Origin of the sequence: Weissella coleopterorum, from assembly GCF_011304355.1 — a bacterium.
Classification (GTDB): domain Bacteria; phylum Bacillota; class Bacilli; order Lactobacillales; family Lactobacillaceae; genus Weissella; species Weissella coleopterorum.
The window spans coordinates 1108773-1123602 of record NZ_CP049888.1 but is presented as its reverse complement, the minus strand read 5'-3'; the positions used below and the strand labels follow the sequence as shown (position 1 = coordinate 1123602).

The 14830-nt window shown below is 38.9% G+C and carries 13 protein-coding genes; 7 read left to right on the top strand and 6 right to left on the bottom strand.

What is annotated here, in order from left to right; translation table 11 throughout:
* Window positions 1-4: 4 nt before the first annotated feature.
* Window positions 5-2017 carry an excinuclease ABC subunit UvrB gene (uvrB, locus tag G7084_RS05690; protein ID WP_166010856.1) on the top strand — a complete coding sequence of 671 codons (2013 nt, stop codon included), beginning with the start codon at window positions 5-7 and terminating at the stop codon, window positions 2015-2017.
* 139 nt (window positions 2018-2156) lie between these two features.
* On the opposite strand, the gene G7084_RS05685 is transcribed toward uvrB, so the two are convergent.
* Window positions 2157-2543: a reverse transcriptase-like protein gene (locus tag G7084_RS05685; RefSeq protein ID WP_343032801.1), complete on the bottom strand. Its 387-nt coding sequence runs from the start codon at window positions 2541-2543 to the stop codon at window positions 2157-2159.
* 169 nt (window positions 2544-2712) lie between these two features.
* Between G7084_RS05685 and G7084_RS05680 the strand changes: the two genes are divergently transcribed.
* The 6 genes from G7084_RS05680 to G7084_RS05655 are packed head-to-tail and all read left to right on the top strand — an operon-like array spanning window position 2713 to window position 9078.
* The gene (locus G7084_RS05680; protein ID WP_166010854.1) at window positions 2713-3084 is read left to right on the top strand and encodes an EbsA family protein; all 372 of its coding nucleotides are present in this window, start codon (window positions 2713-2715) and stop codon (window positions 3082-3084) included.
* The gene (locus tag G7084_RS05675) at window positions 3084-4004 is read left to right on the top strand and encodes an RluA family pseudouridine synthase (protein WP_166010852.1); all 921 of its coding nucleotides are present in this window, start codon (window positions 3084-3086) and stop codon (window positions 4002-4004) included. The genes G7084_RS05680 and G7084_RS05675 overlap by 1 nt, the downstream gene beginning before the upstream one ends.
* Before the next feature lie 3 nt (window positions 4005-4007).
* Window positions 4008-4523: a bifunctional pyr operon transcriptional regulator/uracil phosphoribosyltransferase PyrR gene (gene pyrR / locus G7084_RS05670; RefSeq protein WP_166010850.1), complete on the top strand. Its 516-nt coding sequence runs from the start codon at window positions 4008-4010 to the stop codon at window positions 4521-4523.
* A gap of 48 nt (window positions 4524-4571) precedes the next feature.
* A complete protein-coding gene (locus G7084_RS05665; protein WP_166010848.1) occupies window positions 4572-5657 on the top strand; it encodes a carbamoyl phosphate synthase small subunit in 1086 nt (361 codons plus the stop codon).
* On the top strand, window positions 5654-8134 hold the full coding sequence (locus G7084_RS05660) for an ATP-binding protein (RefSeq protein WP_166010846.1): 2481 nt from the start codon (window positions 5654-5656) through the stop codon (window positions 8132-8134). The genes G7084_RS05665 and G7084_RS05660 overlap by 4 nt, the downstream gene beginning before the upstream one ends.
* A gap of 20 nt (window positions 8135-8154) precedes the next feature.
* Window positions 8155-9078: a peptidylprolyl isomerase gene (locus tag G7084_RS05655; protein ID WP_166010844.1), complete on the top strand. Its 924-nt coding sequence runs from the start codon at window positions 8155-8157 to the stop codon at window positions 9076-9078.
* A gap of 821 nt (window positions 9079-9899) precedes the next feature.
* Here the strand turns inward: G7084_RS05655 and G7084_RS05650 are convergent.
* The 5 genes from G7084_RS05650 to mvk all read right to left on the bottom strand — a co-directional run bounded on the left by G7084_RS05650 (window position 9900) and on the right by mvk (window position 14602).
* On the bottom strand, window positions 9900-10451 hold the full coding sequence (locus G7084_RS05650; protein ID WP_166010841.1) for a TetR/AcrR family transcriptional regulator: 552 nt from the start codon (window positions 10449-10451) through the stop codon (window positions 9900-9902).
* Between the two features lie 93 nt (window positions 10452-10544).
* Window positions 10545-11600 (bottom strand): type 2 isopentenyl-diphosphate Delta-isomerase, encoded by a 1056-nt coding sequence (gene fni / locus G7084_RS05645; protein ID WP_166010839.1) that lies wholly within the window; start codon window positions 11598-11600, stop codon window positions 10545-10547.
* A complete protein-coding gene (locus G7084_RS05640) occupies window positions 11590-12666 on the bottom strand; it encodes a phosphomevalonate kinase (protein WP_166010837.1) in 1077 nt (358 codons plus the stop codon). The genes fni and G7084_RS05640 overlap by 11 nt, the downstream gene beginning before the upstream one ends.
* Window positions 12659-13651 (bottom strand): diphosphomevalonate decarboxylase, encoded by a 993-nt coding sequence (gene mvaD / locus G7084_RS05635; protein ID WP_166010835.1) that lies wholly within the window; start codon window positions 13649-13651, stop codon window positions 12659-12661. Before mvaD ends, G7084_RS05640 begins: the two co-directional genes overlap by 8 nt.
* A gap of 15 nt (window positions 13652-13666) precedes the next feature.
* Window positions 13667-14602 carry a mevalonate kinase gene (gene mvk, locus G7084_RS05630; protein WP_166010833.1) on the bottom strand — a complete coding sequence of 312 codons (936 nt, stop codon included), beginning with the start codon at window positions 14600-14602 and terminating at the stop codon, window positions 13667-13669.
* Window positions 14603-14830 lie beyond the last annotated feature (228 nt).

Here is a 14830-nt window from a genome sequence, read left to right as displayed (position 1 = left end):
GTAGATGATTACACGGCAAGCAGATCGTAAATATGAAGTAGTATCGAAATATCAACCAACTGGAGATCAACCCAAAGCGATTGATAAATTGGCACAAGGTTTAGCGAATGGCGTCAAGGAACAAATCTTGTTGGGGGCCACTGGAACGGGGAAAACGTTTACCATTTCTGAAGTAATTGCCAAGGCTAATAAACCTGTTTTGGTCCTTTCGCATAATAAAACGTTAGCTGGGCAATTATATGGAGAATTTAAAGAGTTTTTCCCTAATAATGCGGTCGAATATTTTGTATCTTATTATGACTACTACCAGCCAGAGGCGTATGTTCCATCATCAGATACTTATATTGAAAAAGATTCATCTATCAATGATGAAATTGATAAATTACGTAATTCAGCTACCTCTTCATTACTTTCTAGAAATGATACGATTGTGGTCGCATCAGTGTCTTCGATCTTTGGATTGGGTGATCCCCACCAATATCGGGATCATGTGATTTCAATTCGTGTAGGAGAAGAATTAGAACGTAATACGTTAATGCGGGATTTAATTGATATTCAATTCCAGCGTAACGATATTGATTTTCAACGTGGAAGGTTTCGAGCACGGGGGGATGTTGTTGAAATTTTCCCGGCATCATCAGATTCAAAGGCCCTGCGGATAGAGTTTTTTGGGGAAGAAGTCGATCGTATTCGTGAAATTGACAGTTTGACGGGGGAGATTGTAGCGGATTTAGATACAATTACTATTTTTCCAGCGACTCACTTTATGACGAATGAAAAAATTCGTGAAAAAGCACTCAAAACAATCCAAGCTGAATTGGATACCCAGTTAAAAAATTTAGAAGATTCGGGTAAATTATTGGAAGCTCAACGCTTGAAGCAACGAACGGAATATGATATTGAAATGATTCGTGAAATGGGCTTCACCAGTGGGATTGAGAATTATTCCCGACATATGGATGGACGGCAACCTGGAGAACCACCATATACATTACTTGATTTCTTTCCAGATGATTTTTTAATTGTTGTTGATGAATCGCACGTGACGATGCCCCAAGTGCGCGGAATGTATAATGGAGATCGAGCTAGAAAACAAACGTTAGTTGATTTTGGTTTCCGCTTACCATCGGCTCTTGATAATCGACCTTTGAAATTGCAAGAATTTGAAGAACATGTTAACCAAATTATCTATATGTCAGCCACGCCTGGTGATTATGAAAACGAACGTGTTCCTGAAAAAGAAGTAGTGCAACAGATTATTCGTCCGACGGGCTTATTAGATCCAACAATCGAAATTCGGCCCGTCAGCGGTCAAATTGATGACTTATTGGGTGAAATTAATGAGCGGTCAGCCAAGGATGAGCGGGTCTTTATAACAACTTTGACAAAGAAAATGGCCGAAGATCTCACTGATTATTTAGAAGACGTCGGGGTGAAAGTTAAATATCTGCATTCAGATATTAAAACCTTGGAACGAACAGAAATTATACGAGATCTCCGTTTAGGAAAATTTGATGTTTTAATTGGAATAAATCTGTTACGAGAAGGAATTGATGTTCCCGAAGTCTCTCTGGTAGCAATTTTAGATGCGGATAAAGAAGGATTTTTGCGAAATACACGTTCCTTAATTCAAACCATTGGACGTGCGGCTCGAAATGAAAATGGGCATGTTATTATGTATGCCGATCGAGAAACCGATTCAATGCGGTCATCGATCAATGAAACGGCACGACGACGTCAAATTCAGATCGAATATAATGATGCGCATGGAATGGTTCCTCACACGATTATTAAACCGGTTCGCGATTTGATTGCGATTTCGCATGAAACTGATAATTCTAAGAAGCAGAGTTCGTTTACGGAGATTGCTTTCCGTGACATGGCCCGTGATGATCAAGAAAAGATGATTACTAATTTGGAAGAACAAATGCGGGCAGCAGCTAAACGTATGGATTTTGAAGATGCAGCGAATTTGCGAGATTCAGTGATGGAGTTGAAGTTACAATTAGGTAAATAAAAATGATTCCTTCGATTGTGAAATTGAAGGAATCTTTTTTATTTAAGTGTGCATTCTATTCTTTCAGAATATATGAGTTGATTGTAAGCGAGAGTGATTTGCATATAACAAAACAAGTTTTGTATATAGCAATTATAGCTTAAGTGAGACTTTGTCGGGCTAAATGATGAGCTCCTTGATTTGATTTTTCTGGAATCCATTGTGAAATAACCAAGTTAAATTGATCTTGTAATATTAAATATTGTTCTAATAAGGCCTTATATTTTTTTGAATATTTTTTGGCAATGGCATCACTAACCATGCGAGAATCCGTAAAAAATTGAATAGTGTCATCAGGATTAGCGAGTGTAGATAATTTCTTAAAACCTGCAATCGCTGCTAAAAATTCGGCAGTATGGTTATCAGCCGCATAGTCTAATGTTTGATGATATTGATGTTGTATATTGTCTTTGATAATTAGGATGCCGATTCCGACTTGATTATTTTTGTTATAAATGGTGGCATCGGTATAAATTTTAATGATCATTTTAGATCCTTTTCAAGTTTTATGGTCCATTTTAATTATTTTAAGGTGTTTTATAGCAAAAAGGAGGATGATCGCACTGAATAATGTTAACTAGTTTTTGCCATAAATAGCCGTTTCTCTGGTATACTTAGGGTTAATTATAGCGTAAAAAGAAGATTGAGGACGTAACATGCAAAGTTATTATCAACCAGGTGGCCTAGCGGGCTTGGTAAATTTGGCTTGGGTATTAATGCTGGGGCTCTTAGCATTAACATTACAGTTGGAATTCATTACTTTTAATATTTGGACTTTAATAGCAACCGTTATTTTTGTCTTAGCGGTGCTTTTTATGATTTTACGGCGAAAAGTTGAATTAACGAACGACTATATTCATCTGAAGCAAATTCTGAGTTTTAACCGGTTATCAATTCGCCTGGATGGAATTAAACATGTCCAGATGACTAAACATGGTATGATTTTTGATTATAATGATAATTCGTATGATATTTTATTATCTAAAAAAATGCGTAATGCGATTGAACAGAAAACAGGGGTAAAGTAATGACGTTGGAAAAATTTGTGGTGACCGAAACAACTGGTCGATTAGATAAAATTATCGCGGAATATTTGCCGCAATATTCACGGTCACAAGCAAACGAGTGGATTAAAAAGGAATTAGTGCAAGTGAATGGTGAAACTAAAAAAGCTAAATATCAGGCTAAGACTAACGAAGTGATCACTATTGAAGTTCCAGAGCCAGTTACCTTGGATTTAAAGCCTCAAGATATTCCGTTAGACATCGTCTACGAAGATGACGATGTCTTGGTCGTCAATAAACCACAAGGAATGGTAGTACATCCTTCCTTAGGGCATGAAGATGGAACCTTAGTGAATGCTTTAATGTTCTACACCCCTCTTTCAAATATTAATGGCGTCTTTCGACCAGGGATCGTCCATCGGATAGATAAAGATACTTCAGGTTTATTGATGGTTGCAAAAAACGATAAAGCGCATGAGGCGCTATCAGTTAATTTAAAGGCCAAGAAAAATTTACGAGAATATTTAGTTTTGGTGCATGGGGAATTTAAAGAAAATATTGGAACCATCAAGGCACCACTTGGTCGATCAAGTAAGGATCGTAAGAAACAAGCCGTGATCGATGGAGGGCGTGAGGCAGTGACCCATTTCAAAGTGATCAAGCGCTTTGTCGGATATACCTTATTATCGGCAACGTTAGAAACAGGGCGAACACACCAAATTCGAGTTCATTTAGCATATATTGGACATCCGGTAGCAGGTGACCCTCTCTACGGTCCTAAGAAGACATTACCTGGTAATGGGCAATACTTACATGCGCATACCTTAGGTCTAACGCAACCTACAACTGGTCAAGAATTAGAATTTGAAGCACCCTTACCAGAATACTTCACAACAATGCTTAATCAATTAGAACCATATAGTAATCAGGGAAGTGAGGAATAACAAATGGCAGCTAAAAAAATTGTTGATGCAATGTCGATGCAACGGGCTTTAACTCGAATTACGTATGAAATTATTGAACGCAATAAAGGAATTGATAATTTAGTATTAGTGGGGATTAAAACCCGGGGGGTTTACTTGGCCCGTCGAATCGGTGAACGACTCCAACAGTTAGAAGATGCCAAGGTGCCGGTGTTAGAGCTTGATATTACTAATTATCGAGACGACCGTGAAAGTACTGCACAAATTGACAATCGCTTTGAATTAAATTTAGACCATAAGCGAGTGATTTTGGTAGATGATGTTTTGTATACTGGAAGGACTATTCGGGCGGCATTAGATGCACTGATGGATAACGGTCGACCAGCGGCCGTGAATTTAGCAGTCTTAGTAGATCGAGGACACCGTGAATTACCGATTCGGGCCGATTTTGTTGGTAAAAATATTCCGACAGCCGCTTCTGAGCGCATTAAGGTTCATGTAAGAGAATTGGATCAAGAAGATTCGGTTGAAATCGTCTAAAATATAGCAGTAGGCTTAAATTAACAAGCATTAAAGGGGATCAAATCTATGACCCAGCGATATTTAATATTACAAGACCAAACGGTGTTTAAAGGTGAAGCCTTTGGAGCACCTGCAACGACTTTTGGTGAAATTGTGTTTAACACAGCCATGTCGGGTTATCAAGAGATTATAACTAATCCAATTTATCATAATCAAATTGTGATGTTTACCACGCCTACCATTGGTGCTACGGGAATTAATCACCGGGCGGATGAGGCGATTGTGCCAACGATTAAAGGAGTAGTGGCTCGTGAAATTTCAGACGTTTCGACAAACCGTCTGCAACAAATGAGCTTGGACTCTTTTTTGCGGCGGCATAATATCCCCGGTATTTCTCAAATTGATACTCGGGCGTTGGCGCGCCATCTCAGAAAAACGGGAACCCAAAAAGCTAGTATTGTTGATGTACCAGATGCTCATGCTTTTGATCAACTGAAAGCAATGGTATTGCCAACGAATCAAGTAGCTCAAGCATCAACACCAAAGCCTTATGCTAATCCTGGACGTGGAGCGGATGTGGTGATTTTGGATTTGGGGTTAAAACACGGTATTCTCCGTAGTTTGCGCGATTATGATGCGAATATTACAGTCTTACCATATGATGTAACGCTCGAACAAATTGTCAATTTAGATCCAGATGGGATTGTTTTATCTTCAGGACCGGGAAATCCATTAAAGTTAAATGATTCAATTTTAAAGTTGATTCGGATGATTCAAACAGAAATACCATTACTTGGAATTGGATTAGGTCATGAATTATTTGCTCTAGCCAATGGAGCAGAATTGGAACCTTTGGCTTTCGAGCATCATGGGATGAATCACCCAATTCGGGAGCAAATTACAGGCGAGATTATTTTTGCAAATCAGGGAAGTGGGTACACGATTAATCGTGAGTCGTTGAAAGCAACGGACCTAATGGTGACACATTTAGATCTAATGGATAATTCGATTCTGGGATTACGTCATCGAGACTATCCGGCGTTTAGTGTCCAATTTTTCCCAGATGGAGCACCTGGACCATTTGAAGCCACGAATATATTTGCGGAATTTATGGAAATGGTGACAGCTCGGAAAGGGGGGAACTTACGATGATGGAAAATGTTTTAATCGTTGGTGGCTCAGCTAATGACTTTAATCATGAAACAGAGAGTGACCTTGCTAGCTACCAAGCTGTTTCGGTTTTAAAAGAGCATGGAGCCACTGTTTTTTTGGTGGATGATAATCCATACAATTTTACAATTGAACGTTCTGACATCACGCCGATAATTGCGGATTTGACCGTTGAAAGTTTAGTTGCAATCATTCATAAATATGCCATAACTAGTGTAATGGCTAATATTGGTGGTACGACTGGCATCCAATTAATTTATCAAGTGGTTAATGCGATGGGGGAAGCAGCACCTAAAATGTTAGGCCTCTCCATGGACGCACTAGAAGCAACTCAAAATACAGAACTTCTTCGAACTAACTTAGAAGCATTAGGTGAAAAAGGGGTCAAAACCAAATTAGCAACAAATATTTCAGAGGCATTTGATGCGGCTCGTGAGATTAATTTCCCCGTGGTTATTCGACCAGTCACTTCAAGTGGAGGGACGCTTCGATTAAATGCGAATAGCCCAGAACAGCTAGAAGAAGCAGTGCAAACTGCTCTAGAGCGTTCGCCGACGAAGCAAGTTAATGTGGACCAGGGGATCAATGGGTATCAGGAGATCACATTGGTAGCATTAAGGGATCAGTCCGACCATATGATTTTAGTCGGTGGAATTGAAGATATGGATCCAGTTGGCATCCATACCGCTGACTCGATTGCCTTGACACCGATTCAAACGCTTTCTGATCCCGTTTTACAAAGACTACGGCGTTCAGCATTTAATTTAATGCGCGGCTTTAATATTATTGGGTTAGCAGAGGTTCGTTTCGCGGTAAATTCAGAAACCGAAGAGTATGTTGTTACTAGATTAAATCCCTACTTTGACCGTCAATCAGCATTTATTGCTGTTTCGACGGGATATCCGTTATTACCTGTGATGGTGAATTTGGTTATGGGTAAAAATTTATCTGAAATCAAGTTACCATCCAACTTTACGTCCAATACCGCTTTACTGGAACCGGTTATGGATCATATTGTAACGCGTTTTCCCGTCTTTAGTTTTGGTGAATTTGAGGCGGCTTGGGTTGTAACAGACCACCGGTTAAACACGATTCAAAAATCAGTTGGAGCCACTATTGGGGTTGGGCGTAGTGTTGAGGAAGCGTTAGAAAAGGCGTTAAGAGCTGCTCATTTTAATAGTCGGGATTTTTCGCCAACAATTATGAACACCTTATCAGAAGATGATCTAATTGAACGAATTATTCATCCGCGTGATAATCGAATTTTGGTTTTGATGGAAGCATTGAGACGTGGTTACACAGTCGATGAATTAGCAGAGATGACGAAAATTAATCCTTTTTATTTTTATAAACTACAACGGATTATGCGCATTGAAGAAGATGTAGCAGCTAAACCTTGGGATACTGATGTTTTGCGTGAAGCTAAGTATTACGGACTCAGTGATGGTTTGATGGCAAAGTTGTGGGATGAAGAATATGAAAGCATTCGGCGTTTTCGTTGGGATCATAATATTTTGCCTACGTTCAAGGCGTTTGACCCATCAGCAGGTGAATTTGATGAAAACAATCCGCACTTTTACAGTACTTTTGAAACTGAAAATGAAACCAGTCGTTTATCCCAAAATTCAGCTTTAGTAGTTGGAACGGGTGCTTTTCGTTTGGGTGACGGTGCAGCTGGATCATACACCATGGCAATGATTAGCTCTGAATTACGTAGATTAGAGATTCCAACGATTGTGATGAATAATAATCCAAATGATTTATTATTTATTCCGCAAATTGCTGATAAGCATTACTATGAACCATTAGAATTATCGGATGTAATGAGTATCTTGGAAGTTGAAAATCCGCAATATGTTTTTATTCCGGGTAATCGGGTCAAGTTAATTACTAAACTACGTGATATGGGTGTAGCTGTGAATGTTATTGCAAAAGATAAGTATCTACCTACGAGCTTGTCAGAAAATCAAGAGCAAATAATTGTGAACTATTTTTGGGATGGAACTAGTTTAACCCCAATTTCCATGGCTCAACAGGATAATGATCAGATTATTAGTGACCAAAAGGTGATGACGCAATCACTATATGAATCATTACCGAGACCAACGTTAAATGTGGCTCATCCTGGATTATATCAACTAGTGGTGGATCATTGGCCGTTTGAACAGGAAGTTCAATCAACAGACCTACGGCCCATGCCGTTTACACATTTAGCATTTTTAAATAAAATTTCTGGCGTAAATTGGATTAGAATGATGGTAAGATATATGATGGGTCAAGTTACTGTGGCGGATCGGGAGTTGATTAAAAATTGGCGAATTCAAAGTTGGGCCATTCCAGCAGGACGCCTGTCATATTCAAATCCAGATTTTAAATCGCATTTGCGAATTAAAGAATCGCAAATTGACAATGGTCAATTCGCGATGGGCGCACGGATGAATAAAATTGAGAACGATTAATAAAAGGAGCATAGAGGTTTATGAAAAAAGGTTGGTTAGTATTTGGAAGTTTAATTATTATCGCGGGTGGATTGGTTGCTTTTGGTCTTTCAAGTGGTAAAAATGTAGCAACTTCTGATGCAGGTTCAATATCAGAACAAAAATTGTATGATAGTTTGAAGAAAACATCCGAAGGAAAGCAAACTTTCGCGAACTTAATGATCAAGCAGGTTTTGCAAAAAAATTATGGCAATAAAGTTGACCAAAAGGACATTGATCAACAATTTTCAGACGCTAAAAAGCAATATGGAGCATCGTTTGAATCAACTTTGCAAAGTAGTGGAATGACGCCTGATTCGTATAAGGACAACCTATATCTATCTGCTTTGGAAAAGGCGGCTTACCAAGCCAATCAGAAGTTTACGAATAAAGAATTACAAAAAGCATACGATGCATATACCCCCAATGTAAGTGCTTCAATTATTAAAACTGCTTCCGAAGAAGATGCCAAGAATGTTATTAGCGATATTAAAGGTGGGACTGACTTTGCCAAAGAAGCAAAGGATAAGTCTACCGATACGGCTTCTAAGGATAAAGGTGGTAAGCTAGATAAATTTGATTCAACGGTTAGTTCTTCGGTAGTTAATAGTGCCGTGCGTGATGCTGCCTTTAAATTAAAAGCTGGTGAAATGTCTGAATCACCAATTAAGGTTGCCGCAGATGGAACCACTAGTACCAGTGATAGTTATTATGTAATCAAATTAAATTCTAAAGATAAAAAAGCTAGCTTTGCTAAATTGAAGGAGAAAATGAAGGGAATCATCGTGGATGAGAAGTTGAATGCGGATTCAACTGCGATGCAGACCTTTATTGGACAACAATTAAATAAGGCGAATGTCCATATAACTGACAGTGATCTAAAGAACGCACTTTCAACGTATACGGAAGCTGCGAGCAAAAAATAAGTAATTTAAATTTACTGATATAAATAGTGTTAATAAGCGGAGTGAGAACTCTCTTGTTGACACTTTTTTAATATCGAATTATTTAAATAGATAAGCAGGAATAAAAGCCATTAACTGTAGTTATTAAAGAATGATGATCAAGCAAATGAATCTAACTTATCGAATCTGATGGACGATAAAATATTTATATCAACTATTAATCTCAGCAAGGAATGATTCATATTAATCAGGATCAAATAGTAAGCAATCGAAGGATTTGAAAAACAATAATATTAAAGTTTTTAGAGTTAAGATTGATCCAGCAGAAAATGGATACTGATGATTGCTCAATAAAGAAGGAAAGATAGTTGACTATAAATCACCAGAAAGGCACATATCGTATAATTAAAAGGTACCAACTAAGTGATTTTAAAATTTATAGTATGAGGTAATTTAGTATGAGTGAAATGGTATTCCAATAATATGCATGCTAATTTGGCTTGAGAATTTAACGACGTATTACAATATACGCATATCAAATTATGCATTTTAATAAATGATGTAAAAATTTGTTGAATTTACTGAAGGAAAGTCCTTTTTACAAAAATGAAAAGTTTAAATTGATGGTATTCAATCGACCTCTAACGAATTTAGGTTAATAGGTAGTAAAATCTTATAGAAAATAGCAAAGTTCATTGCGTCGAATTTATTAAGTCGTTTAGGCAAAGATGAATTTGCATTATGAAGACAATTATTAATAAATAAAAAGAATGGAACAAGTCAATTTGAGACTTATTTCATTCTTTTTAGTATTGTCTGGTTAATCGAAATGGGACAATCGGTTACATAAAAGTTCCTTGGGCATCAGTCATTTCTTTTGCCATTTCTGATAAGCTTGCAATTGAATCTTGCATTCCGGTTGAAATCCACCGAATCGCAATTGCTAACATCCCTGAAGCCGTGAAATCTGAAATGTAATCGACCGTGGCTGCATTTTTCGCATGGTCACGTAAAATGTCAGAATAAAGGACATGAAGAATATCACGTAATGGTGGATAAAATTGTTCGCGTAGACCAGCATTTAGTAGAATCGCAATTTCAACCGCATTGGCTTGAATAAATTCAAAAAAAGCTTGAGCGACAGCTCGTGAATCTTTGGGAAGATGGCGCGCATCGCGTGAAAAATCGTCAGTTAATTGTTCAACGATGGTATGTATGATTTTTTCTTTGGTTCCAAAATGTCGATAAAAAGCCATTCTAGACACGCCTGCCTTACGGGTGATTTCAGTTACCGCAAGTTGGTCATACGACTGGCTTTGAAGGAGCGTCAAAGTTGCATCAATAATCTGATCATCCGTTTGTTGACGGATACTTTCTGTTTGTAAATTTCGCATATGTTAAGTATATAAAGAAAAAGCGACCTTGTTTAGCAAGTTCGCTTTTTCGACTTAATAGTTTATTAAATCGCAACTTCTGTTAATAAAAATTTAAAATTTGGGTGTGTTTAAATTACGTTGTTGAGCATAATTCGACAATTCCGAATTTAACACATAGGGAACGGCTGTTAAATCCGATTGTTGACTGGCGCCTACCAAGGCATAGAGCTTTGGTAGGTGAGCTTGCCAGAGCTGAATTGTTTCAATTAAATGTTCAGGACCAAAACTTAGCAAATCATGTAAGAAATAACCAGCGACCCCGACGGCTTTAGCGCCAAGGACTTGGGCTTTGACGACATCCAAAGGTGATGAAATACCACCAGTGGCCATAATATGAGCAGAGCTGGATTGTGCTTCCAGTAATGATTCTGCAGTTGTCTGACCCCAATCATATAAATAGTGGTGACTGTTTTTGGGTGTGTCGGTTCGGTTACGACGATCTTCGATCACGGCAAAGTTAGTTCCTGAACGACCCCCAACATTAATATATTTGGCACCTAGTTGTTCTAGCTGCAGAATCGTTTGTTGATCCATACCAAAACCGACTTCTTTAATAATGACTGGGACCGAGCTAGTCGTGATAATTTCACCAATTGATTCTAGCCAATGAAAATCACGGTCACCCTCGGCCATGACGATTTCTTGAGCTACATTGACGTGAACTTCTAGAGCATTGGCCCCAATCATATTAATAACGCGTTGAGCTTCATAGGCTGTGTGGCCTGCACCAATATTAGCAATTAAAAATCCATCGGGGTTTGCTTTTCGGGCAATTTCAAAAGAAGGGATGGCATCAAAATCTTTTAAGGCAATACTTTGCGATCCGACAGCCATAGCTAAGCCAGTGGTTTTAGCGACGGTAGCTAATTGTTCATTAATTTCACCTGTTTTATAACTACCACCGGTCATTGCTTCAATATAGAAGGGGTAATCCCAATTTAAGGCAGTATCTTGTATTCTCAAATCAACATGTTGGACGTTGGTTTCTGGTAAAGAGCGATGAATTAAACGAACTTGATTCAGAGATGAGATCGGCGGATTTTTTTTGAACTCAGCTTCAGCTAAGGCTAAATGTTCATCTTTACGATGGGCGTGTTCAGATTCCATATGAAATTCCTTTCGCTGGCGCAATTTTTAATGGAAGGGGTTGAATACCTTGGTTGCGCCAAGTAGCTAGTAAATCTAAGTTAGGTGCGGGCAATAGTTGAAAGGCGATTCCGTTATCACCGTTTCCAGCTCCCGAAATTTTACCAGGCAAATTAAAATGTTCTAAGCTATTTAAAAATGCTGTTAATGCAGGAGTTTGATAAGGAAGATGTTGTGCATTCGTGTACTTTATCAGAAGTAGCTGGATCTCACTTAGTTTTAATCGGAAATCCGACCAATTTTTTTGTGAAATGGCTTTTTGAATCGCCCAAACTAAATCACTTGATGCTTGTAAAAAATGTTGATCAAGTTGTTTTTGACGCTGCATCGTGTCCAAACTGGATTGAGTGTCAGCGGGGCTTTGGGTCCAACCAACTAGCAGTTGCCAAGTTGTGGGAAAGGGCATGTTTTTAAGCACTAAATGGGGCCAAGGAATTTGTACTAAGTTCGCTAAATGATCATTTTGCAACATCTTTTGAACCCAGGTTCGGTCGAATTTATGATAATAGACTACGCCACCAAAACTTGCAGCCGCCACATCGCCCATTGAGCCATTGCTGAATTTAGGGATTTTGAGTAGGGCTATTGTAGCTAACTTAAAAAGCATTATTTTTGAAAATGAAATTTGATGAAATTGTAAAAGACTAGCTATTAGACCAACCATTGTCGCACCAGAAGAACCTAATCCAATTTTACGTTGATTCAGATTCAAATGGCTTTCAATACTTAAATGAAAAGGCTTGAGTTCTGGAGCATTAGGTAAATCGCGCCGAAATTGTTCAAAAGTTTGCAATCCAGCTTGAATTAAGCTCCAATCATCATTTTGCGCCTTTAGAATTGGTTGGAGTTTATTATTAGAAATTTGATAAGTACCCAAGAGATCACTATTAATTTCAATTGTTTCGGCGGCGGTGATTTTGAATTCAATATAACGATCAATTGCCATAATAATGCTGGGTTGATTCGTGTACGTAGCTGCAAATTCACCAGCTAAAAAAAGTTTACCAGGAACTTGAAGTTTAAGCATGAGCGGCTCCGTTCTGCCAAACGGTTAAACCTGGACCAGGTGTGGCAACTTGAATGCTGATTTCAGGTAAAATTTTGAATAGGGCGGATTTAATTGTTGGAGTATCATCTGGATGAGAAATGATTTTAACGTTGGGACCTGCATCCATGGTTGCATAGACTTGTAGTCCACTTTGCCGCAGATCTTGGACTAGATTAATAATTTGCCATGAGATATCGGTTAAATAGAAAAACGGAGGGTTAGCGACCATGTTTTGCGCATGCATTTCAAGTGCGTTTTGTTCAGCAATAGTTCCCAAGGTGGCCAAATCATGTTGATTGATCGCAGTTTGCATCGGCTTGACTAGGCCATTTGAACGTTCAACCCAGTTTTGATAGAAGGGTGAATTTTGCATGGCATTTTGCATTCCGCCCCGAGAATTAATTTTTTTGGGTTGATCGGAGACGATGACTGTGAGAAGTTGGATGGGCCAATCGACGTTTTCCTGCAGAGGATGGGCCACTGAAGTTTGGTGATCGGTTCCACGATCCCATTGCACGAAGCCACCAAAAATAGAACGACTTGCTGAACCAGACCCTTGGCGCGCTAAACGTGATAAATCGGCTTGCGATAAGTTTAATCCTGCCGCGGCTGAACCAGCCCCCGCTAGCGCAGCAAAAGCCGAAGCAGAAGATGCGAGACCGGCGGCAGTTGGCACATGGTTAACTGATTGGACGCGGGCAAATGTATTTATCTGGGCTTGCGTCCGAATTAGATTAAGAAAGATACTAATTTTATGCCGATCTTTTTCTTTTAAAGGTTGTTGATCGAGTGTGATTTGGTCATTAGGCAATGCAGGGTCAAATTCAACTGTCGTTTCAGTATAAAATTCATCTAGGGTTAAACTAATGGAAGTGGTGGTGGGGATAATTAATTGTTGATCCACCTTTCCCCAATATTTTAATAGAGCAATATTTGTATGTGCCCGTGCTGTAAAAGCCACCATAATAAATTCTCCTTTTTAAAATGTGGGATAGGTCTGTGTCCAAACCTCATTGGCTCCGGCAGTCTCCAAGGCAGTAATGATTCGATTAGCAACTTCCATATTCGGGGCTAATGCTAACATGGTCCCGCCAATGCCACCGCCGGTAAGCTTAGCCCCGAGGGCTCCTGCTTGATTGGCAGCCTCAATTAGAACATCCAGTTGGGGGTGGGAAACTTCAAGGGCCGTTAATTCTTGTTGGGCTTGATTCATTAACCGACCTAGATTTTGCAGATCGTTGGTTTGAAGAGCGGTTTGAGCTTCGGTAGCTAATATACCTAAAGTGTGAATATGTTGCTTAGCATCTTGAGGATTTTCTTCCAGTAAGCTTCTAACAACTGACACGGCCAAACCAGTTTGCCCTTTAATTCCAGTATCTGCTAGGACGATGACCCCATTGAGATTCAAGGAAAAAGGTTGGGTGACTTCGTGTTTAATAAACCAGATCGGTGCATCACTAGAAACTGTCGCAGCATCTAAACCAGAGGGCGATCCATGGGTGATTCTTTCTTCAATCGCCGTCCATTTTTGTAGGGTTTTTGCATCTAGTGGGGTATCAAAAAAATCATAAAAAGCGCGAATGATTGCCGTCGCACTAGCAGCTGATGACCCCATTCCACGTTCTTGTGGGATGTCGGAACGCAGGCGTAAAGTGAACGGCTGTTTAAGTGCGTTAAAGTTGATGAGAAGGCGATTAACTAATTGTCGAATTCCCTCGTAACCCTCAGCTAAGCTAGAAAAAGGGCCTTGGTAGGTTGGGGTGAAAATAATTTGACCAGCTAAACGTTCTTCAACTGTAGCAGTAAAAGTAATGTCTGGTAGTGGCAAAGAGATTGCTGGTTGTCCGTAAACGACTGAGTGTTCACCCATTAAAATTACCTTGGCATGACTTTTACCGATTGATGTTTTTTTCAAGACATTGAACCGCCATTTCTAAAAATATTCTTAATTAATATATTCTACCAACTTTTTAGTTAATAATGAAGCGTTTAAAGGATTTAACCTATTAAAGTCAAGATAAAGGTTCTTCACAGTATAAGCGCATTGAGTTAAAACAAACTTAATGTTAAATGTTTATATACTTCTGAAGTATGGTTGAAATATATTTGTGAATGATCATAAAAAAACGCCAATTTAGCCCAC